Here is a 21,295-nt window from a genome sequence, read left to right on the forward strand (position 1 = left end):
CATGGCTGTCATCCCCTCAGGCCCGATGGCGGATGCGGACATGCTTGAACTGGAGATAGCCCTCCATGCCCTCGCGGCCATGCTCGTATCCCGTGCCGCTCTTGCGGCGTCCGCCATAGGGGGCGTTGATGATGCCGGCATCGACATTGTTGATGGCGACGCTGCCGAAGGAGAGCTTCCGCGCCATGTCGAAGATCTCGCCGGCATCGCGGGCATAGGCATAGGCGGCGAGGCCGTAGGGGGAATCGTTGGCGAGCTCGATCGCCTCCTCCAGCGTGTCGTAGGCACTGATGCCGACGACCGGGCCGAATGTCTCGGCGTTCATCACCAGCATGTCGGGCGTGCAGTCGGCGAGCACGGTCGGCTCGTAGAAATGGCCGACCGGCTTGTCGTCGGGACGCTTGCCGCCGCAGCCGAGGCGCGCACCCCTGGCGAGCGCATCGGCGACGTGCTCACGCACCTTGACGAGCCCGGCGGCATTGGTCATCGGTCCGAGATCGGCGGTCGGCACGGCGAAGCCGTCGGCGATCACCAGCCTGCCGGCAGCCGCCACCATCCCGGCGACGAAGTCGTCATAGAGCGGCCGGTGGACATAGATGCGGTTGATGGCGATGCACACCTGGCCCATGTTGCGGAAGCTGCGCCGCACCGCTCCCTTCACGGCGGCGGCGAGGTCGGCGCTCGGCGCCACCACCAGCGGGCAGTTGCCGCCGAGCTCCAGCGAGACCGACTTGATGCCGCCCATGGTGCGGAAGATGTCCTCGCCGACCCGGAGCGAGCCGGTGAAGGCGATCTTGTCGATATCGGGATGGGAGACCAGCGCCTGGCCGGTGGTCGGGCCGTCGCCGTTGACGAGGTTGACGACGCCGGCGGGAAGGCCCGCCTCCTCGAGGCACCGGACCACGCCGATCGCCGACAGCGGCGTCCATTCCGAGGGCTTGACCACCAGCGTGCAGCCGGCGGCGAGGCCGGCGCCGAGCTTCCAGCCGATCAGTTCGACCGGATAGTTCCAGGGGGCGATCGCCGCCGCCACGCCCATCGGCTCCCGCTCGACCAGGCTGAGATGGCCGGGCTCCTCGTTGGGCGCGGTGTAGCCGAGCACGCGCACGGCCTCCTCGGCATAGTAGGCGAAGGTCTTGGCCAGCTTGTCGACCTCGCCCAGCGCCTCGTTCAGCGGCTTGCCCTGTTCGCGGGTCATCGCCTCGCCGATCCCCTGGCGATGGGCGCTGACCCGCTCCCCGGCCTTGCGCAGGATGTCGGCCCGGCGATGGGCACCGAGGTCGCGCCAGGCCGGGAAGGCCCGCCGCGCGGCGGCGACGGCACGGTCGACGACGGCCGCGCCGCTCCGGGCGACCTCGGCGATCCTTTCCTCGGTGGCGGGGTTGACGACGGGCAACCAGTCCGCCGCGCCGTCCGCCGTCCATTGTCCGTCGATGAAATTGGGATAGCGCTTCACGTCGCTCATAGTGGATTTCCGGAACCGGTCCGACCCGGCTTATCTAGTAAAACTACATCGGGCAACCGAAGTCCGCTCCCCGGGTGGCAGATCAGCGCCCGGCCGACATCCGCACGCGGATGGCGTCGATGGCGACGGCGACGAAGATCATCAGGCCGCCGATCATCGGCACATAGAAGGAGGGGAAGCTGACCACGGCGAGGCCGGCCTGGATGGTGGTGAGCAGCAACACGCCGCCGAGAATGCCGACGACCGAGCCGCGGCCGCCGAAGACTGACACGCCGCCGATGATCGGGGCTGCGATCGAATAGAGCAGGAAGCCCTCGCCCTGGTTGGAGGTGATCGCCATCTGCCAGGCCGCCAGCATGTAGCCGGCGATGCCGGCGAGCAGGCCGGAGAGCACGAAGGCGATGATCTTGATGCGGTCGACGCGGATGCCGGCGGCGGTCGAGGCGGCGGCGTTGCCGCCCACCGCATAGATGCTGCGCCCCAGCACGGTGCGGCGCAGGATGATCGCCTCGGCGGCCAGGCAAACGACGAACACCAGCGGCATGATCGGCCAGGTGCCGATGGTGGCCTGTCCGATCCAGGTATATTCGTCGGGCATGTTGGCGATGGTGTTGCCCTCGGTGATGGCGAGGAGCGCTCCCTGCAGGATGATCATCATCGCCAGCGTCTCGATCAGTGACACCATGCGCAGGCGCGTGACGCACAGGCCGTTGAAGAGGCCGACGACAGCGCCCGCCAGGATGCCGACGAGCGCGCCGCCCCACCACGGCACGCCGTAATTGAGGGTGAGCGCCCCGATCACCGAGGAAAAGCCCATGTTGGAGGCGATGGACAGGTCGATCTCGGCCACCAGCAGCGGCAGCGAGATGGCGAGCGCCAGCAGGCCCAGCACCGTCGCCTGGACCATGATGTTCTGCATGTTGTTGATCGTGAAGAAGTAGGGGTTGAACACCCCGAAGATCACCACCAGCCCGAACAGCCAGAACCAGACGACGTTCTGGAGCAGCCATTGCAGGGTGCTCGATCGGCCGCTGCGCGCGGGGCCGGCGGTGCGGCTCGCGGCGGCGGACGGCTTGACGGAAGCTCCATCGCTCATGGCTGGCTCGTTCCTGGAGTGTTGGCCGCGCGGTCGAAGGCCGCGGCGCGCAGGCGTTCCTTGGTGATGTCGGACCCAATGAGGGTCTCGACGATGGCGCCACCGGAGAAGACGCAGACGCGATCGACCGTCCGCACCATCTCGTCGAGATCGGTGGTGATGACGATGACGCTCATGCCCTGTCCGGTGAGGGTGTCGATCTGCCGGTGCACGTCCTCCTTCACGCCGACATCGATGCCGCGCGTCGGCTCGTCGAGGATCAGCAGCTTGGGGCCGGTGGCAATAACCCGTCCGAGACAGACCTTCTGCTGGTTGCCGCCGCTGAGGGAATCGCCCGGCGTGGCGAGGCCCGGCGCCTTCACGCCCATCTGGCGAAAATAGCGCTGGGCGGTCTCCCCCTCGCGCCGGGTGTCGATCCAGCCGAGCGAGGAGAGGGCATCGAGGCTCGACATCACCAGATTGTCGCCGATGGAGCGGATGCCGACGAGGCCGTCGCGGCGGCGATCATCCGAGAGATAGGCGATGCCGTGCCGGAAGGCCTCGTGAGGCGCTGCGGGAAGCGGGATGGGCTCCTGGCCCGCGATGGCGAAGCTGCCGCTTTCCGTGGGCTCGAGGCCGAACATGCAGCGGGCGAAATCCTTGGCTCCGGAGCCCGGCAGGCCGGCGAAGCCGACGATCTCGCCGGCAGCGATGGAAAAATCCGCGACGGCGACACCGGCGGCGCGCACGTCGCGGAAGTATACGCCGGGGGAGGGGGAGAGCGTCTCCGGCGTGCGTTTGCGGCGGTGGAACAGGGACAGGTCCCGCCCCAGCACCATTTCGGAAAGGCTGTCGGAGTTGAGCGCGGCGATGTCGGCGCTCTCTCCGGCGAGCGCGCCGTCCCGGAGCACGGAGACGGCGTCGCAGATTTCGAGGATCTCTTCATTGTAGTGCGAGATGAAGATGAAGGTGACGCCGCGCCCCCTCAGTTCCCGCATGAAATCGAAGAGCTGGTTGCGGTCGGCGACGGTGAGCGAGGTCGTGGGCTCGTCGAGGATGATCACCCGGCCGCCGCTGAACAGGGCGCGCAGGATGTTGAGCTTGCGTTTCTCGACCGCGCCGAGCAGGCCGGCGGACATGTCCGGCGCGATGCCGACGCCTTCGAGCATATGGGTCGCATCGCGCCTGAGGCGCTTGAAGTCGACGAAGCCGCCCTTGGAGGGCCAGCGGCCGAGCAGGAGGTTCTCCTCGACGCTCAAGGGGTCGACGATCATCGGCTCCTGGGTGACGAGGAAGACGCCGGCCTGCTCCATCGCCTTCACGTCGCGGCCGCCGACGGGACTGCCGTCGAGCCAGATCTCGCCGCTCGTCGGCGTTCGCATGCCGGAGATGAGGCCGACGAGCGTGCTCTTGCCGGCGCCGTTCTCGCCGAGCAGGCCGTGGATGCTGCCGCGGCGGACCGAAAGGGAGACGCCCTTCAGGGCCTGCACGCCGGCATAGGTCTTCACCAGCCCGTCGGCCCGGAGGATGACGTCGGGCTCGGCATGGGTTTGCGGGGCGGAAGCGATCATGCGAGATCTCGCGGGACGATGGGAAGGGGGCCTGCCGCGCCGGCCGGACGAAGCGCGGTGCGGCCGCCTGCTGAAGTCTCCCTTCCCCGATGCGGGGAAGGGACGGGCAGCGCACCCTGCTTCGACGGTCTCACTTATACTTCAGGCCCCATTCGTTGTAGGCGATGTTGCCCCACATGCGCTTGTCGTCGACATTGTCCTTGTTGATCACGAAGGGGGGAATGATCAGCGAGGGGCCGGTCAGCGAGTCCGTGATGACGCCGCGTTCCCAGTAATATTTCTTGTTCTCATAGGGGCCGGTCGGCACCGGCTGCTGCTTCATGGCGTATTTGGACAGCATCTCCACGGTGATCTCGGCATAGGCGATCGGATCCTGCGCGACCGAGGCGTCCATATAGCCGTCCTTGATCCACTGGTGGGCGATCGGCTCGCCGTCGATGTTGACGAAGATGGCATGGCCGTCCTCGCCCACCTTCTTCCAGCGGCCCTTCTGCTGCAAGGCCGTGACGATGCCGCGCGAGGGCGTGTCGGACGGCGCGTGGACGGCGTCGAGGTCCGGCACCTCGGCCAGGGTGGCGAGCGTCACCGACTGCATCTTGTCGATCATGCCCTCGGTCGGACGGCTGTAGAGCTTGATGTCCGGATATTTCTGCATGGTGGCTTCGAAGCCTTCCTTGCGCAGGCGCCAGGCGACGCTTTGCAGGGCGCCATAGGCGTTGAGCACGCTGCCCTTGGGCGAGCCGTGGCGGGCGGTCAGCAGCTTGATGATCTGCTCGGCCGCCATCGCGCCGCCCTGGTAATTGTCGAAGTCCACGGTGATGGCGACGCCGCCGTCCGAGGCCGGCGTGTCGATGATGCCGACGGGAATCTTCTTCTTGTTGAAGCGCTTGATGGCGCTGGCGATGGCCTGGCTGTCGATAGGGTCGGAGATGATCGCCGCCGGGTTCTTCAGGAGCAGGTTCTGCCACTGCTGCAACTGGCGCGTATTGTCGAAATTGGCGTTGACCGCCTGGAATTCCCAGCCCTGGGCCTCGACCGCCCGCTTGACAGCCTCTTCCTGGGCCACGAAGAAATAATAGTCGAGGCTCTTGTTGGAATAGGGGACGAAAGGCTTGCTGGCTGCCGACGCGCCGCTGGCCTGGCTCCCGACGGCGGTGCCGGCGGCAAGCGCGGCCGCGCCTTTCAGGAAGGCACGACGAGAGGTTCGGAAAAACTCCGTAGACATAGATTTCCTCCATAAAAGGCCGGTTTGGTTTGCCCCGGCTCGTTTGCTTCGACTTATCTACGTAGTTTTTCTATATTTCGGGACGTGTCAAGGGGCGGCCGGCCCACGGGCCCGAAATTAATGTGAGCGGGAGGGCGCAGGCGCAGGCGGCCTCCGCCGACCCTTCGCCATGGCTCCCCGGCGAGGCCGCGGGCGCTCCCGCCGCACCCCTCGGCCTCGAGTGACGCATGTGTCCTCGAACCCTTGGTCACCACCGGAAGTTGTAGAACCCGGCTGTCGGCATTCACAAGCCTCGAGGTCTTTTCTATCGCCGGGAGTGGATGTTCGCCCCGAACGCCGCTAACCTCTTCTTGCGGCGGGGAGGAGGGGGCGGCGACGTTCTTCGCTTCCCGTGGAGACCGATCTTGTTGACGCTGGGTTTCTCCAGAACTTCCCGGTGCGTGTGTCTTTTTCCAGATCATATCTGTATTATTCCTCAGTCATGGATACTCGGCCTTCAGGATTTCGCAGATGCATGTCGACGTAACTTTGCTTGGGCAGTTCTCGATTTCCGTCGACGGCCGTTCGCCGGGCGCGGGAGATTGGCGGCGGACGCGAAGCGTGGCGGTGGTCAAGCTCCTGGCGCTTGCTCCGCGGCACAGGATGCACCGGGAGCAGGTGATCGATGCGCTCTGGCCGGAACTCGGCCCGGAGGCCGGGGCAGCCAATCTCCGCAAGGCGATCCACTACGCCCGGCGGACGCTCGGGGAGCATGAAATCATCCTGGTGGAAGGGGAGACCCTCGCGCTGGCGCCGGGCGCGGAGATCGTCGTGGACGCGGAGGTCTTCGAGGCGGATGCGGCCGCGGCGCTGAAGACCGACGATCCGGCCGCCGCGGCACGCGCGGCGCAACTCTATGTCGGGGATCTGCTGCCCGGGGACCTCTACGCCGAGTGGACCGACGAGCGGCGGCAGCGGCTGCGCGATCTCTATGTGCGGGCGCTCAAGGCGGCCGGGCTTTGGGAGCAGGTCCTCTCCGTCGACCCGTTCGACGAACGGGCCGTGCGGGCGCTGATGCAGAGCGCCCTCGACGCCGGCGATCGCGGCGAGGTGATCCGGCAGTTCCAGCGCCTGCGCGACCGGCTGCGGGCCGACATGGGCATGGGCCCCCAGGCCGAGACGGTGAAATTGTACGAGCGCGCCGTGGCGCTCAGGAGCGTCGAGCCGGCGGGGATCTCGGAGCGCGTTCGCGGCCTGCTCGCATGGGGCATCGTCCAGCTGAACAATGGCGAGTTCGGCGATGCGCGGGAAAAGGGCGAGGAGGCGCGGCTGCTGGCCATCGCGGCCAAGCTCGGCCGCGAGGTCGGCGAGGCGAGCGCGATCGTCGGCATCACCGCGCATATGCAGGGGCGCTGGCGTGAGATGTTCCAGTCCGAATTCGTCGACTGCATCCAACGCTCGCCGCAATTCGCCACCGAGGTCTTCGACGCGAATTTGTGCCTTGCGGAATTCTGCCTCACCAAGGCCGGCGGCCATGACGAGATGCGCAAATGCGCGGGCGAGCTTCTGGCGTTCGCCGAAGGCGCCGGCTCGATCGCAGGCCGGGCGCTCTCGCTCCTGATCCTCGGAATGGTCGAATTCCTGGAGGGACGGCTCGAGCCTGCCGAAGCGACGCTGACGGCCGCGGAAAAGCTCGCCGCCGAAGCCGGAACGCCGTTCGGACAGGCGCTCGCGCTCCACCGGCTGGCCGAGATCGCTCTTGCGCGCGGCCAGAACTGGCGCTCCAACCGGCTGGCGCAGAAGGGCATGCGCCTGTCGGAGTCGACCTGGTGCGCCGCGCACAGCTCGATCCGTTTTCAATGCCTCGCCGTCGAGGCGGCCACGACGCCCCAGCAGGTCAGGGAAGCCATCGAGGCAGGCGACAGGTCGCTCGCCGAGCGCACCATCTGCCAGCAATGCTCGATGGGCTTTCGCGTCGCTTCGGCGATCGCCTTGGCCGAGGCCGGTCATCTCGACCATGCGGTCCAGCGCATCAACGCGGCCGAGCGGATCGCCGGCATGTGGCAGGGCAGCCCCTGGCCGGTCGCGATCTGGGAGGCCCGCGGCGTCTATCGCCTGGCGTGCGGCGAAGGCGGACAGGCGGCGGCGCTGTTCCGCGAGGCCGCCGCCCGCTATTCCGAATTCGGCCGTGTGCGCGACGAACAGCGGTGCCTCGGCCGCATCGCGGCGGGAGGGCCCGCACTGCTCGCCGCCTCGTGACGAGAAAGGCGGGCCGCGTGCGGCGTCGAGGCGCGAGGCCGGGGTCATGGCCGGTCAGGACGTCAGGGTGCCGGACGCTTTCTTCCAGGCGCCGAGGCCCCCGCTGATGTGCCGCGCCGAATGCAAGCCGGCGTCCTGAGCGGCCTGCACGGCCATCGCCGAGCGTTCGCCGAAGGCGCAATAGAAGAGCAATTGCTTGCCGGTGGCATTCGCCAACTCGTTCAGAATGCCGCCCGGCCGGAGATTTTCCTGCAACGCCGTATAGGGCAGGTGAACCGAGCCGGGAATCGTCCCGTGCCGGTCGCGCTCGCTTTGCTCGCGCAGGTCCACCAGTACGATGTCCGGGCGACCCGGCGCCGCCATCGCGGCAGCGGCCGACAGCGACCAGCCGCGGCGATCGATCTCCTCCTGATGCAGGCCGACGCGCAGATTGGCGGGCAGGACGACGTCCATCATCTTGGGATTGGGCAGGTTCAGGTTTTGCATGAGATCGACATATTCCTCGATCGATTTGACCTGAAGACGGGGGTTGAAGGCCCTCTCTTCGCCGATGGTCGAGACGGTATCGCCCTTGTAGTCATGCGCGGGATAGACGAGCGTCGAGTCCGGCAATCTGAGAAGCTTGCCGAAGATCGATTCGTAGGACTGGCGGGGATCGCCATTTTGAAAATCCGTCCGGCCCGTGCCGCGGATCAGCAGCGTATCGCCGGTGAAGACCCTGTCGGCCATGACGAAGCTGTAGGAATCGTCGGTGTGGCCCGGCGTGTAGACCGCATCGAGCACGAGCCCTTCGACCGCCAGCTTGTCGCCGTCGCCGAGGCGCATCGACACCACGTCCGCCTTCGTCTGGTCGCCCATCACGGTGACGCACTGCGTCCTGTCGCGAAGCGCGCCGAGGCCCGTGATGTGATCGGCGTGCAGATGGGTGTCGACGGCCTTCACCAATTTCAGATCGAGCTCACGGATGAGCTGCAGATAGCGGTCGACCTTGTCGAGCACGGGGTCGATGATCATCGCCTCGCCGCCGCGGCGGCTGGCGAGCAGATAGGAATAGGTACCGGAAACCTGATCGAACAGCTGGCGAAAAATCATGAGCCCCGCGCCCCAATGGATTGAACATGCATTCGGCGTGTGCAGGCTGCCTTGCTCGGCAACCTGCGGGAGTGGTCTCGCATGCGTGCCTCAGTGGGGCTGCGGCACGATACGGATATAGGGCTTGGGCGACTTCCAGCCGTCGGGATAGGCGACCTTCGCCTGTTCGTCGGTGACGGAGCCGGCAATGATGACATCGTCGCCGTTCTTCCAGTTCACCGGGGTCGCCACCTTGAACCTAGCGGTGAGCTGCAGCGAATCGATGACGCGCAGCACCTCGTCGAAGTTGCGGCCGGTGGTCATGGGGTAGACGAGGATCAGCTTGATCTTCTTGTCGGGACCGATGACGAACACGTTTCGGACCGTCTGATTGTCCGCAGCGCTGCGCTGGGTCGGATCGCCGGACACCGGCGCCGGCAGCATCCCGTAGAGCTTCGAGACGTTGTAGTCGGTGTCGGCGATCATCGGATAGTTCGGAGCGGCGCCCTGCGTTTCCTCGATGTCGGCCGCCCAGGTGGCGTGCCGGTCGATCGGATCGACGGACAGGCCGATGATCCTGACGTTGCGCTTGTCGAACTCCGGCTTGATCCTGGCCATGTAGCCGAGCTCGGTCGTGCAGACCGGCGTGAAATCCTTGGGGTGGGAGAACAGGACGGCCCAGTGGTCGCCGATCCACTCGTGGAAATTGAGCATCCCCTCGGTCGTCCGGGCATCGAAATTCGGCGCGATTTCATTGATCTGCAGCGTCACGGGTCTCTCCTTGGTCCTTGAAGCAGGATGCGGGCACCTTAGGCAGGCGACATTCCCCGAGCGTTCCCCGGTGCCGACGGCCGGTGACGGGCCGTTGCCGGCCGATCGGGGGGCCGATTCGAACGCCCGGCTGCCGGGCTTCTGTCGCGGGTTCGAAAGCCTTGGGTGCCACTTCGTTGCAAATTCGCATGTAAACAGCTATATTCGGCGAAACTGCAGGACATCGCTATGCTCGCTACCACCCTGGGAGTCCGTGCCGCTGCCGCCGAGATCGACGCGGCCGCCGCCATGCGGGGCTTCTTCATGATCATGGAGGCCTGGCGCGCCGGCGCCGAGGAAAGTCGGGCGATTCTCGGTTCTCCTCCCGAGCGGACCTATTATTCCTGGCGGACCGGGAAGGGCGTGCGTGTGCCCCAGGACACGCTGCGCCGGATCGGATATGTCGCCGGCATCTACAAGGCGCTGCAGATCGTCTATTCGGATCCGCATCTGGCGGATGGTTGGGTATCGCGTCCCAATCGGGCGTTCGGCGGACAGACGCCGCTGCAGCGCATGTCCGCCGGCGACGTGACGGACCTCGCGGCCGTCAGGTCGTATCTCGATGCGGCCCGGGCGCCCTGGAGCTGATCATGGCGCTTCGCCGCGTCGACTGGCCCCAGGCCTGGCGGATCATCGCCTCCCGCTATCCGCCGATCGGCTTGTTCGAGAGGCTGACGGCCGACCCGAAGGTCTGGGAGGCGCTGATCGCGCTCGAGCAGATGACGAACCCGCGCGTGCGCGACGAGGTGGGCGAGATCGCCCTGGTCGCGCCGGAGGACCGTGTGAGCGGCCCGGGTGCGAGCTACATCATGGCGTCATTCACCCATGTCAATCCGAAAGGATCGCGCTTCAGCGACGGCAGCTTCGGCGTCTACTATGCCGCGTCCGATCTGCGCACCGCGATCGCCGAGACCGTTCACCATTTCGAGGCCTTCGCCCGCGACAGCGGCGATCCCCTGCGCACCGAGGATATGCGGGTGCTGGTCGGCGCGGTGCATGAGGCGTTCGAGGATGTGGACGATCTGGCCGAGCCCCAGCGCTCCCAGGTGCTGGATCCATCGGCTTACGCCGCGTCGCAGCCCTTTGCCCGGGCGCGGCGGGACGCCGGCGTTCTCGGCCTGGTCTATCCGAGCGTTCGCTGCGCCGGCGGGTTCTGCCTCGGCGCATTCAAGCCGCGTGCGGTGCGGATCCCCATGCAGGAACGCCATCTCCAATATCGCTGGAACGGCACGCGCGTCGACCGCTACTTCGACTATCTGAACGACGAATGGGTGGCTTTGCCGGGCTCGGCGAGCGCTCCCGGCGAGGCTGGCGGCACCGAATAGGCGCCGTTCGTCCGTGCCGACGATCAGCCGGCAACCGCCCGACACCGTTTTAAGGGGGGATGCCGGCCCAGGCCATGCCTGGTCGGCCCGCCGGCCCGCAGCAGGCCGCTCACGGTACAAGGTCGTCGTCGCCGGTTCCGTCGATCAACGGATCGGGCTTGCATTCGGCAGCCAGCCGCATCCTGTCGAGAATGGCAATCGTCTGGCCCTGGACCTTGATACCTGACTTCTCCAGGCTCGACAGCGCGCGCGAAAACGACTCCCTGGTTATGCCGAGTTCCGACGCGATGAGATTTTTCTCGTAGGGGAGCACGATCCGATCCGGCGTGCCCTGCCTTTGGGACAAGGCCAGGATGTAGCATCCCACACGCTGGGTCGAGGACCTCAGCTTCAGGTTCTTGACCTGCCGCACCATGCGCCGGAATTGCTGCGCCAGGCTTCCGATCACCGAATGCGCCAACACCGGGTCTGTCTCGACGGCGGCGCGAAACGCGGCCGCATGGATCAGCAGCAGGCGGGACGGCTCCGGCACGCGGGCCTGCATGAGATAGGGGGCGCCGGTGACGACAGCCGCGGGAATGATGAGATCCGGGGCGCGAACCGCTTCGATCAGCACCTCGCGGCCTTCGGCGGATCGTCCGAACAATTGCGCCGATCCCGACAGCACCACCAGCTGAAAGTTCGGCACGTCGCCCTGCTCGAACAGGATCGTGCCGGCGGCGACGCCGTGCACGACCGCATTGGCCAGCAGGCCTGCACGCCTTGCCTCCGACAATCCGCGCAGGAGCGGCAGATTTTCAGGCGCCGCGTCCCTGTCCGTCACTGTGTCCAACCGATTGTCTCCCGATCGAGTGTCCGATCGCCGTCCTCAACTTGTGACAAATGTCACATACATATTTGATTCAGATCACGTTGCGACGCGGCGACTTCGGCAATTTGGGCCCCGGCGGATGTGATTCCGCTCCTTGGGACCCATTGTCGAAGGGACTGCATATGATGCAACCGACCGTGTATTCGAAATCCGGTCAGATCCTAAGCGCGAGCACGGCGGCGTTCACGGTCTGCTTCGCGGTCTGGACCATTTTCTCGATCATCGGCATTCGCATCCGCCAGGAACTCGGCCTCAGCGAAACGCAGTTCGGCCTGCTTGTGGGCACGCCGATCCTCACGGGATCCCTGATAAGGGTCGCGCTGGGTATCTGGACGGATCAATATGGCGGCCGGGTGGTCTTCACGATGACCATGCTGGCCGCCGCGACGGCGACATTCCTGCTGGCCGGCGCCCATACCTATCCCCAGATGCTGCTGGCCGCGCTGGGCGTCGGTATCGCGGGCGGCTCCTTCGCCGTCGGCGTCGCCTATGTGTCGCGCTGGTATCCGCCGGAAAGGCAGGGAACGGCGCTGGGCATCTTCGGCGCCGGCAATGTGGGGGCCGCGGTCACCAAATTCCTTGCGCCCTTCGTGCTCGTTGCCTTCGGGTGGCAGGCGGTGGCGCAGGTCTGGGCGGCAGGCCTCCTCCTCATGGCGGCCGTCTTCTGGTTCACGACGAGCGATGACCCGGTCATCGTCGAACGCAGGCGTTCCGGCATCAAGCCGAAGAGCGCCTGGCTCGAACTCGAGCCGCTGAAGAACGTGCAGATCTGGCGCTTCTCGCTCTATTATTTCTTCGTCTTCGGCGCCTTCGTCGCGCTCGCGCTGTGGCTGCCGCAATATCTCATCAACGTCTACGGCCTCGATATCAAGACGGCCGGCATGATCGCGGCCTTCTTCTCGGTGCCGGCCAGTCTCTTTCGCGCCTATGGCGGGCACCTCTCGGACAGCTTCGGCGCCCGGCGCGTGCTCTACTGGACCTTCCTGGTCTCGGCGGTGGCGACCTTCATCCTGTCCTATCCGCCGACCGACTACATCGTGCATGGCCTCAAGGGCACGACGGCCTTCCACCTCGAGATGAGCCTCGTCGGCTTCATCATCACCATCTTCGTGCTCGGCTTCTTCATGGCGCTTGGCAAGGCGGCCGTTTACAAGCACATCCCGGTCTACTATCCCGATCATGTCGGCTCGGCCGGCGGTCTCGTCGGCATGATCGGCGGCCTCGGCGGCTTTCTGCTGCCCATCCTGTTCGGCGTGCTGCTCGATCTCACCGGCCTGTGGACGAGCTGCTTCATGGCGCTCTTCGTCCTCGTCACCGGCGCGCTCCTGTGGATGCACGCCGCCATCCGCCAGATGGAACGGGCGGCCGTCGGCGAAGCGCTCGCCGAACTCCCGCCCTTCCCCGAGATGCAGGGCATGCCCGAGCCCGCGACGGCGCCGCGGAAAGGTGGCGCCCTCACGGATTGGCGGCCGGAAGACCCGGCGTTCTGGCAGGAGAAGGGGCGCCGGATCGCCCGGCGCAACCTGTGGCTTTCCATCCCGGCGCTCCTGTTGTCTTTCGCCATCTGGCAGGTATGGTCCGTCGTCGTCGCCAAGCTCCCGCTCGTCGGCTTCACCTTCACCACCGACCAGCTCTTCTGGCTCGCCGCTCTGCCCGGCCTCTCGGGCGCCACGCTCCGCATCTTCTATTCCTTCATGGTGCCGATCTTCGGCGGCAGGCTCTGGACGACCCTGACGACCTGGTCGCTGATCATTCCGGCTGTCGGGATCGGCTATGCGGTCCAGAACCCCGACACCCCCTATGTGATCCTGTTGGGGCTGGCGCTGCTCTGCGGTTTCGGCGGCGGCAATTTCGCCTCCTCGATGGCCAATATCTCTTTCTTCTTCCCGAAGGCGGAAAAGGGCAACGCGCTGGCGCTCAATGCCGGCCTCGGCAATCTCGGGGTGAGCGTCGTCCAGTTCGTGGTGCCGCTCGCGATCACCGCCGGCATCTTCGGCTGGCTCGGCGGCGATCCCGCCATGGTCAAGGGGGCAGCCGGCGAGGCACCGCTCTGGCTGCAGAATGCCGGCTTCGTCTTCGTGCCGTTCATCGCGATCTCGGCCTTCGCGGCATGGTTCGGCATGAACGACATCGCCTCGGCCAAGGCCTCCTTCGCCGAGCAGGCCGTCATCTTCCAGCGACGGCACAACTGGATCATGTGCTGGCTCTACACCGGCACGTTCGGGTCGTTCATCGGCTACTCCGCCGGCTTCCCGCTGCTGTCCAAGATGCTGTTCCCCGAGGTGAATGCGCTGCAGTTCGCCTTCCTCGGCCCGCTCGTCGGCGCCCTCTCGCGCTCGGGCTCCGGCTGGCTGGCTGACAAATATGGCGGCGGGCGCGTCACCTTCTGGGCCTTCGTCCTGATGATGGCGGGCGTCGCCGGGGTTCTGTGGTTCGTCGGCGTCAAGGATCAGCCCGGTGCCTTCTACGGCTTCCTCGCGGCGTTCCTCGTGCTGTTCTTCGCCACCGGCGTCGGCAACGCGTCCACCTTCCAGATGATCCCCGTGATCATGGCGAAGGAGATGGGCCGCCTGATGCCTGCCGCCGATGCGGAAACGCGCCGGCGGCAGGCGGAGAAGGAATCCGCCGCCATCACCGGCTTCACCTCGGCGATCGCGGCCTTCGGCGCCTTCTTCATCCCCAAGGGCTACGGCACCTCGATCGCCCTCACGGGGGGGCCGGAGGCGGCCCTGTGGGGCTTCCTTCTCTTCTACGTGAGCTGCCTGGCGATCACCTGGGCCGTCTACACGCGCAAGGGCGGCCTTCTCCACGACGTGGAGCGCGCCAAGCGCAGCTCGCCCGTCCATCCGGCCGCAGCAAAATAACAGGGGTCAAAAAGCAATGTCGCATTTTCTCGACCGGCTCACCTTCTTCCGCAAGACCGTGGACAATTTCTCCGATGGCCACGGCATCGTCACCAACGAGGATCGTTCCTGGGAGGACGGCTATCGCAAGCGCTGGCAGCACGACAAGATCGTGCGCTCCACGCATGGGGTGAACTGCACCGGTTCCTGCTCGTGGAAGATCTATGTCAAAGGCGGCATCGTCACCTGGGAGACGCAGCAGACCGACTATCCGCGCACGCGGCCCGATCTGCCCAACCACGAGCCTCGGGGCTGCGCGCGTGGCGCCTCCTACAGCTGGTACCTCTATTCCGGCGCGCGCGTGAAATATCCGATGATCCGCGGGCGGCTGCTGAAGCTGTGGCGTGCCGCGCGCGCCACCATGCCGCCCGTCGCGGCCTGGGCCTCGATCGTCGAGAATGCGGACAAGCGGCAGTCCTACGTCTCGATCCGGGGCCATGGCGGTTTCGTGCGCGCCACCTGGGACGAGGTGAACGAACTCATCGCGGCGGCCAACGCCTATACGGTAAAGGCCTATGGCCCCGACCGTGTCATCGGCTTCTCGCCGATCCCGGCCATGTCGATGGTCTCCTATGCGGCGGGTTCACGCTACCTGTCGCTGATGGGCGGCGTGTGCATGTCGTTCTACGACTGGTATTGCGATCTCCCGCCGGCCAGCCCCCAGACCTGGGGCGAACAGACCGACGTCCCCGAAAGCGCCGACTGGTACAATGCCGGCTTCATCATCGTCTGGGGCTCCAACGTGCCGCAGACGCGGACGCCCGATGCGCATTTCTACACCGAGGTTCGCTACAAGGGCACCAAGAGCGCTGTCGTCAGCCCGGACTACGCCGAGGCGACCAAGTTTGCCGACATCTGGCTCAACCCGAAGCAGGGAACCGATGCGGCGCTGGCCCTGGCCATGGGTCACGTCATCCTTCGCGAATATTATCTCGATCGGACGGTTCCCTATTTCGACGACTACGCCCGCCGTTATACCGACCTGCCGTTCCTGGTTCGCCTGACCGCACGCGACGGCCGGCTTGTCCCCGAACGGCTTCTGCGCGCCTCCGAAGTGGCCGGCGGCCTGGGCGAGACCAACAATCCGGCCTGGAAGACGGTGGCGATCGACGAGGGGACGGACGCCCTCGTCGCTCCGCGCGGCTCGATCGGCTATCGCTGGGGCGAGAGCGCCAAATGGAACCTCGAGGAGAAGGATGGGGAAGGGCGTGACCATCGTCTCAAGCTGACGCTTGCAGGCGAAGGTGCCGAGATCGCAGCCGTCGATTTTCCCTATTTCGGCGGCCGCGCCACCGAGCACTTCGTCGCCACCAGCCATGGAGAGATCCTCACCCGCAACCTCCCGGTCCGCCGCATCGAACTGGGCGACGGCACGAGGGTGGCGGTTGCCACCGTGCACGACCTGATGATGGCCAATTACGGCCTCGACCGTGGCTTCGGCGGCAAGCATGCGGCCAGCAGCTATGACGAGGACGTGCCGTTCACGCCCGCCTGGGCGGAGTGCATCACCGGCGTGAAGCGCGATGCGATCATCACGGTCGCGCGCGAATTCGCCACCAATGCGGAAAAGACCAACGGCCGCTCGATGGTGATTCTCGGCGCCGGCGTGAACCACTGGTACCACATGGACATGACGTATCGGGGGATCATCAATCTCCTGGTCTTCTGCGGCGCCATCGGCCAGTCGGGCGGTGGCTGGTCGCATTATGTGGGGCAGGAAAAGCTCCGCCCGCAGACGGGCTGGACGCCGCTGGCTTTCGGGCTCGACTGGAACCGTCCGCCCCGGCACATGAATTCCACCTCGTTCTTCTACGCCCAGACCGATCAATGGCGCTATGAGACCCTGACGGCCGCCGAAATCCTCTCGCCCACCGCACCCGAGGGCGACTGGAACAAGAGCTTCATCGACTACAATGTCCGCGCCGAGCGGATGGGCTGGCTGCCTTCCGCGCCTCAGCTCAAGCAGAACCCACTGACGATCGCCGGCAAGGCGAGGGCGGCCGGCCTCGAACCGAAGGATTATGTCGCCGGGGCGCTGAAGTCCGGCGAGCTGGAGCTTTCCTGCCACGACCCCGACGATCCCGCCAACTGGCCGCGCAACATGTTCGTCTGGCGCTCGAACCTGCTCGGCTCGTCCGGCAAGGGACACGAATATTTCCTCAAGCACCTGCTCGGCACCACCCATGGCGTGATGGGCAAGGATCTGGGCGCGGAAGGGGCGGTCCGCAACACCGAAGTCGTGTGGCACGAGACCGCGCCGCAGGGGAAACTCGATCTGCTCGTCACCCTGGATTTTCGCATGTCGACCACATGCGTCTACTCCGACATCGTGCTGCCGACGGCCACCTGGTACGAGAAAAACGACCTCAACACCTCCGATATGCATCCTTTCATCCATCCGCTCTCCGCGGCGGTGGACCCGGCATGGGAATCGCGCTCCGACTGGGAGATCTACAAGGGCCTCGCCAAGGCCTTCTCGGACGTCTCGCTCGAGGTGCTGGGCATCGAGGAGGACGTGGTTCTCACCCCCATCCAGCATGACAGCCCGGCCGAGATGGCGCAGGCGCTGGACGTGAAGGACTGGAAGCTCGGCGAAGTCGAGCCGATACCGGGCAGGACGATGCCCTCGGTGACGCTCGTCACCCGCGACTATCCCAACCTCTACGCCCAGTTCACGGCGCTGGGGCCGCTGATGGCGACGGTCGGCAATGGCGGCAAGGGCATTGCCTGGAACACCGAGCGCGAGGTCGAGGCGCTCGGCGCGCTGAACGGCATACGCCTCGATGGAGTGGCCAGGGGCCTGCCCAGGATCGAGACCGACATCGACGCGGCCGAGGTCATCCTCATGCTGGCGCCGGAGACCAATGGCGAGGTGGCGATCAAGGCGTGGGAAGCCTTGTCGGCAATCACCGGCCGTGAGCACGCCCATCTCGCCTTGTCGAAGGAAGATGAGAAGATCCGCTTCCGCGACATCCAGGCCCAGCCGCGCAAGATCATTTCTTCGCCGACCTGGTCCGGCATCGAGAGCGAGAAGGTCTGCTACAATGCCGGCTACACCAATGTCCACGAGCTGATCCCATGGCGCACCTTGACCGGCCGCCAGCAGCTCTACCAGGATCACCTGTGGATGCGGGCCTTCGGCGAGGGGCTCGTCACCTGGAAGCCGCCGGTCGATCTCAAGACGATCCCCGGCATCAAGGACGTCCGCCCCAACGGGCATAAGGAGATCGTCCTCAATTTCATCACGCCGCACCAGAAGTGGGGCATCCATTCCACCTACACCGACAATCTGCTGATGCTGACGCTCAACCGCGGGGGGCCGGTGGTGTGGATCTCCGAGACCGACGCCAAGGCCGCCGGCCTCGTCGACAATGACTGGGTCGAGGTCTTCAACATCAACGGCGCCCTGACCGCCCGCGCCGTCGTCTCCCAGCGCATCAAGCCGGGCATGATGATGATGTATCACGCCCAGGAAAAGATCGTGAACACGCCGGGATCGGAGATGACCGGCAATCGCGGCGGCATCCATAACTCCGTCACCCGCACGGTGCTGAAGCCCACCCACATGATCGGCGGCTACGCCCAGCAGTCCTACGGCTTCAACTATTACGGAACCGTCGGCTCCAACCGCGATGAATTCATCGTCGTCCGCAAGATGGCCAATGTCGACTGGCTCGAAGGGCCGCTCGCATCCGAAGCGCCGAAGGAGGCTGCAGAATGAAAATCCGTGCCCAGATCGCGATGGTGCTCAACCTCGATAAATGTATCGGGTGCCATACCTGCTCCGTCACCTGCAAGAACGTGTGGACCAATCGGGAAGGCGTCGAATACGCCTGGTTCAACAATGTCGAGACCAAGCCCGGCGTCGGCTATCCCAAGGAGTGGGAAAACCAGAAGAAATGGAATGGTGGCTGGCGTCGCAAGAAGAACGGCCGCATCGAGCCGAAGATCGGCGCTAAATGGCGCATCCTCGCCAATATCTTCGCCAATCCCGACCTGCCGGAGATCGACGACTATTATGAGCCGTTCACCTTCGACTACGAGCATCTGCACACGGCGAAGGAATCGAAGGCTTTCCCCACCGCTCGCCCGCGGTCGGCCATCACCGGCGAACGCATGGAAAAGATCGAATGGGGTCCCAACTGGGAGGAAATCCTCGGCGGCGAATTCGAAAAACGTTCGAAGGACGTAAATTTCGAAGGAGTCCAGAAGGATATCTACGGGCAGTTTGAAAACACCTTCATGATGTATCTGCCGCGGCTGTGCGAGCACTGCCTCAATCCGGCCTGCGCCGCTGTCTGCCCTTCGGGCGCCATCTACAAGCGGGAGGAGGACGGCATCGTTCTGATCGACCAGGACAAATGCCGCGGCTGGCGCATGTGCGTGTCCGGCTGCCCCTACAAGAAGATCTACTACAACTGGTCGTCCGGCAAATCGGAGAAATGCATCTTCTGCTATCCCCGCATCGAGGCAGGCCAGCCGACGGTCTGCTCGGAAACCTGCGTCGGTCGCATCCGCTATCTCGGCGTCATCCTGTACGACGCCGACCGCATCGAGGCGGCCGCCAGCACGCCGGATGAGAAGGATCTATATCAGGCCCAGCTCGACGTCTTCCTCGACCCGAACGATCCCGCGGTCATCGCTCAGGCCCGCGCCGACGGTATTCCCGACAACTGGCTGGCGGCCGCCAAGCTCTCGCCGGTGTGGAAGATGGCGATGGAGTGGAAGATCGCCTTCCCGCTGCATCCGGAATATCGGACGCTGCCGATGGTCTGGTATGTGCCGCCCCTGTCGCCGATCCAGTCGGCGGCCGCGGCGGGCAAGATGGGCGTCGACGGCGACATGCCGGACGTGCGCAGCCTGCGCATCCCGCTCCAATACCTAGCCAATCTGCTCACCGCGGGAAAAGAAGAGCCGGTGGCGCTGGCGCTCGAACGCATGCTTGCCATGCGCAGCTACATGCGGGCCAAGACGATCGACGGCCGCCTCGACGAGGCGATCGCGGCACGGGTCGGCCTGACGGGCGCGGCCATCGACGAGATGTACAAGGTGATGGCGATCGCAAACTACGAGGATCGCTTCGTCATCCCGACCGCTCATCGCGAATGGAGCGAAGACGCGCAGGACATGCGCGGTTCCTGTGGCTTCTCCTTCGGAAACGGCTGCTCGGGCGGCTCGACGGAGACGAACCTCTTCGGAACCAAGCAGATCAAGCGGCCGACGAATCCGATGGAGATCGCATGATGACCGACCTGCCCGCGAACAAGAGCTTCAAGGGGCTCTCGGCGCTCCTTGCCTATCCGACCGGCGAACTCGCCACGGCGATCCCGGACATCGGCGCGGTGATCACGTCGGAGCGGCTGGTATCGCAGGAAGCGATGCAGCAGCTCCGCCCCCTGCTCGCCGATCTGAGCACGGGAGACCTGTATGACCTGCAGGAACGCTATGTCGAGCTGTTCGACAAGACGCGCCGCCATTCGTTGCATCTCTTCGAGCATATCCACGGCGAGAGCCGCGACCGGGGCCAGGCGATGGTCGATCTGGTCGAGCATTATCAGCGCGGCGGACTTATGATCGCTGCGAACGAGCTGCCCGACTTCATCCCGCTTTTCCTGGAGTTTCTCTCGGCGCGTCCCCTCGATGAGGCGCGTGGCCTGCTCCGGGAGACGGCCCATATCCTTACCTTGCTCGAGGAACGGCTGGCCAGACGAAACGGGGCCTACGCCGCCGTCTTCACAGCTCTGCTCTCGATCGTCAGCGAGAGCGCCGGGATCGCCGGCACGGCCGAAGCCGACGACGAACCGGATGACCTCGCGGCCATCGATGCCGCCTGGGAGGAAACCGCCGTCACCTTCGGTCCGGGGAATGCGACCGACGGCTGCTCCGTCGACCGGCTGAGGATCCAGATGCGCGCCGCCAACCGCGACGTACGGCGCGGCGCGGCCTAGGGGAGGGGAGACAATGTCCAACGCCATCAACGACGCGCTTTTCGGCTGGTATCCCTATCTCTGCCTGACGGTGTTCCTCCTCGGCAGCCTCATCCGCTTCGACCGCGAGCAATACACCTGGAAGACCGGGTCTTCCCAGCTCCTGCGCCGCCGCCAGCTTCGCTGGGGCTCCAATCTGTTCCATGTCGGCATCCTCGCGATCTTCGGCGGGCATTTCGTCGGCCTGCTGACGCCGATCTGGGTCTTCGACACGCTCGGCATTTCTCACGGCTTCAAGCAGGGCCTCGCGATCGTCGTCGGGGGTGTCGCAGGCATCGCCTGCTTCGTCGGCATCGCACTTCTTGCTCACCGCAGGCTCTTCGACGCCCGGATCCGCAACACCTCCAGCTTCGGCGACATCGCCATTCTGTTGCTGCTCTGGCTTCAACTCACCATCGGCCTCTCCACCATCTTCGTCTCGCTCGGCCATATGGACGGCCATGAGATGGTGAAGTTCATGAGGTGGGCGCAGGGCATCCTGACCCTCCAGCCTTCCGCGGCTGCCTATGTCGCCGACGTGAATCCGATCTTCAAGGCCCATCTCCTTCTGGGCATGACCATCTTCCTCGTCTTCCCCTTCACCAGGCTGGTCCATGTCTGGAGTGCGCCGATCTGGTATCTTGGTCGCCCCGGCTACCAGGTCGTGCGCACGCGCTTTGCGGACCGCCGATCATCCACGCCCGTGCCGACGGTCCGGCCCCATGTGCCCGTGCGGCCGGTCGCCACCCATCCCACCACCCACCCGGCGGAGTAG

At 65.6% G+C, this 21,295-nt stretch carries 15 protein-coding genes; 8 read left to right on the forward strand and 7 right to left on the reverse strand.

Annotated elements, in window-relative coordinates:
* Nucleotides 1-16 precede the first annotated feature (16 nt).
* The 4 genes from J3R73_RS09465 to J3R73_RS09480 all read right to left on the reverse strand — a co-directional run bounded on the left by J3R73_RS09465 (nt 17) and on the right by J3R73_RS09480 (nt 5,336).
* Nucleotides 17-1,465 (reverse strand): aldehyde dehydrogenase family protein, encoded by a 1,449-nt coding sequence (locus J3R73_RS09465; protein ID WP_307425510.1) that lies wholly within the window; start codon nt 1,463-1,465, stop codon nt 17-19.
* Nucleotides 1,466-1,547: 82 nt separating this feature from the next.
* Entirely contained in the window at nt 1,548-2,561 is a 1,014-nt protein-coding gene (locus J3R73_RS09470; RefSeq protein WP_307425512.1) for an ABC transporter permease, read from the reverse strand.
* Nucleotides 2,558-4,111: a sugar ABC transporter ATP-binding protein gene (locus J3R73_RS09475; protein ID WP_307425515.1), complete on the reverse strand. Its 1,554-nt coding sequence runs from the start codon at nt 4,109-4,111 to the stop codon at nt 2,558-2,560. Before J3R73_RS09475 ends, J3R73_RS09470 begins: the two co-directional genes overlap by 4 nt.
* A gap of 130 nt (nt 4,112-4,241) precedes the next feature.
* The gene (locus J3R73_RS09480; protein WP_307425518.1) at nt 4,242-5,336 is read right to left on the reverse strand and encodes a sugar ABC transporter substrate-binding protein; all 1,095 of its coding nucleotides are present in this window, start codon (nt 5,334-5,336) and stop codon (nt 4,242-4,244) included.
* A gap of 510 nt (nt 5,337-5,846) precedes the next feature.
* Here J3R73_RS09480 and J3R73_RS09485 point away from each other — a divergent pair.
* Nucleotides 5,847-7,574, forward strand: a complete 1,728-nt coding sequence (locus J3R73_RS09485; protein WP_307425522.1) for an AfsR/SARP family transcriptional regulator — start codon at nt 5,847-5,849, stop codon at nt 7,572-7,574.
* 54 nt (nt 7,575-7,628) lie between these two features.
* Here J3R73_RS09485 and J3R73_RS09490 read toward each other — a convergent pair whose 3' ends face one another.
* On the reverse strand, nt 7,629-8,666 hold the full coding sequence (locus tag J3R73_RS09490; RefSeq protein WP_307425525.1) for an MBL fold metallo-hydrolase: 1,038 nt from the start codon (nt 8,664-8,666) through the stop codon (nt 7,629-7,631).
* Between the two features lie 90 nt (nt 8,667-8,756).
* Complete coding sequence (locus J3R73_RS09495; protein ID WP_307425527.1) at nt 8,757-9,416, reverse strand: peroxiredoxin; 660 nt, start codon at nt 9,414-9,416, stop codon at nt 8,757-8,759.
* A gap of 228 nt (nt 9,417-9,644) precedes the next feature.
* Between J3R73_RS09495 and J3R73_RS09500 the strand changes: the two genes are divergently transcribed.
* The gene (locus tag J3R73_RS09500) at nt 9,645-10,043 is read left to right on the forward strand and encodes an MbcA/ParS/Xre antitoxin family protein (protein WP_307425530.1); all 399 of its coding nucleotides are present in this window, start codon (nt 9,645-9,647) and stop codon (nt 10,041-10,043) included.
* A gap of 2 nt (nt 10,044-10,045) precedes the next feature.
* Nucleotides 10,046-10,780, forward strand: coding sequence for an RES family NAD+ phosphorylase (locus J3R73_RS09505; RefSeq protein ID WP_307425532.1), 735 nt, complete (start codon nt 10,046-10,048; stop codon nt 10,778-10,780).
* A gap of 109 nt (nt 10,781-10,889) precedes the next feature.
* Here J3R73_RS09505 and J3R73_RS09510 read toward each other — a convergent pair whose 3' ends face one another.
* The gene (locus tag J3R73_RS09510) at nt 10,890-11,603 is read right to left on the reverse strand and encodes a helix-turn-helix domain-containing protein (protein WP_307437229.1); all 714 of its coding nucleotides are present in this window, start codon (nt 11,601-11,603) and stop codon (nt 10,890-10,892) included.
* 170 nt (nt 11,604-11,773) lie between these two features.
* On the opposite strand from J3R73_RS09510, the gene J3R73_RS09515 reads away from it, so the two are divergent.
* The 5 genes from J3R73_RS09515 to narI are packed head-to-tail and all read left to right on the forward strand — an operon-like array spanning nt 11,774 to nt 21,295.
* A complete protein-coding gene (locus J3R73_RS09515) occupies nt 11,774-14,515 on the forward strand; it encodes a nitrate/nitrite transporter (RefSeq protein ID WP_370879876.1) in 2,742 nt (913 codons plus the stop codon).
* A gap of 16 nt (nt 14,516-14,531) precedes the next feature.
* On the forward strand, nt 14,532-18,275 hold the full coding sequence (locus J3R73_RS09520; protein ID WP_307425535.1) for a nitrate reductase subunit alpha: 3,744 nt from the start codon (nt 14,532-14,534) through the stop codon (nt 18,273-18,275).
* Nucleotides 18,272-19,798, forward strand: a complete 1,527-nt coding sequence (narH, locus tag J3R73_RS09525; RefSeq protein ID WP_307425538.1) for a nitrate reductase subunit beta — start codon at nt 18,272-18,274, stop codon at nt 19,796-19,798. The genes J3R73_RS09520 and narH overlap by 4 nt, the downstream gene beginning before the upstream one ends.
* Nucleotides 19,798-20,502 (forward strand): nitrate reductase molybdenum cofactor assembly chaperone, encoded by a 705-nt coding sequence (gene narJ, locus J3R73_RS09530; protein ID WP_307425541.1) that lies wholly within the window; start codon nt 19,798-19,800, stop codon nt 20,500-20,502. Before narH ends, narJ begins: the two co-directional genes overlap by 1 nt.
* A gap of 13 nt (nt 20,503-20,515) precedes the next feature.
* A complete protein-coding gene (gene narI, locus J3R73_RS09535) occupies nt 20,516-21,295 on the forward strand; it encodes a respiratory nitrate reductase subunit gamma (protein WP_307425544.1) in 780 nt (259 codons plus the stop codon).

The organism is Labrys monachus, assembly GCF_030814655.1.
Classification (GTDB): Bacteria; Pseudomonadota; Alphaproteobacteria; order Rhizobiales; family Labraceae; genus Labrys; species Labrys monacha.